The 400-nt window shown below is 41.5% G+C and carries 1 protein-coding gene; it reads left to right on the top strand.

The window, feature by feature from the left end; all coding sequences use genetic code 11:
- Window positions 1-69: 69 nt before the first annotated feature.
- Window positions 70-400 (top strand): DUF6568 family protein (locus tag SPADD19_RS11035; RefSeq protein WP_061455988.1); only part of this gene is annotated, 331 nt, incomplete at its 3' end.

Below are 400 nucleotides of genomic sequence, written 5' to 3'. Positions count from 1 at the left end.
TCGTAGCAAATACCAGCGATTTTATAGAAAATATGGCATACTAGACTTAGAAGAAAGCGAGGTAATCTCATGGAACAATTTTTAGAAGATATTAAAGATCTTGAAGTGACAACTGTCGCGCGTGCACAAGAAGCGATCGATCAAAAAGAAACAGCGACCTTCTTTATCGGACGCAAGACTTGTCCATACTGCCGGAAGTTCGCTGCTAAGTTAGCAACTGTCGTAGCTGAAACAAAAGCTCATATCCACTTCATCAATAGTGAAGAACCAAGTCAGCTAGACGCATTACAAGCCTTCCGCTCAACCTACGGTATTCCAACTGTTCCTGGATTTTTACATGTTGAATCCGGAGAAGTCAGTGTTCGTTGCGACTCATCTATGTCCGAAGAAGAAATTAAAG

Origin of the sequence: Streptococcus parasanguinis, from assembly GCF_001578955.1 — a bacterium.
Lineage (GTDB): Bacteria > Bacillota > Bacilli > Lactobacillales > Streptococcaceae > Streptococcus > Streptococcus parasanguinis_U.
This window is presented reverse-complemented; position numbering and strand designations above follow the sequence as displayed.